1 protein-coding gene is annotated in these 290 nt (G+C 51.0%); it reads left to right on the top strand.

Annotation, left to right across the window (positions count from 1 at the left end; genetic code table 11):
- On the top strand, positions 1–290 hold a 290-nt coding region (locus tag KDM89_RS21760), incomplete at both ends, for a ParA family protein (RefSeq protein ID WP_369123607.1).

Here is a 290-nt window from a genome sequence, read left to right as displayed (position 1 = left end):
ACTCGATACGCCTCCCGGTCCTTCGGTGTATCTGAAGCAGGCCGTTCGCGCCGCAGATTTTTTGCTGGCAGTGGTGTTGGCGGATGCAGCTTCTTATTCAACCTTGCCAGAAATGGAGGCGCTGATTGCGAGTTATACCGCAGGATCAAGCGCCAGAATAGGGTCTGCTTATCTGATCAACCAAGGGACTCAGCGTCAACTGGCACAAGATGTGCTCTCTTTGTTTTCTGAAAAATTAGGACAACGAATGCTGCCTTTCGTGGTACCGGAAAGCGAAGTCGTTGAAGAAG

The sequence above is a fragment of the Cognatundibacterium luofuense genome (assembly GCF_018139685.1).
Taxonomy (GTDB): Bacteria; Pseudomonadota; Gammaproteobacteria; order Burkholderiales; family Burkholderiaceae_D; genus Undibacterium; species Undibacterium luofuense.
The sequence above is the reverse complement of the archived record's forward strand: the minus strand, read 5'-3'. Positions and strand labels throughout refer to the sequence as shown.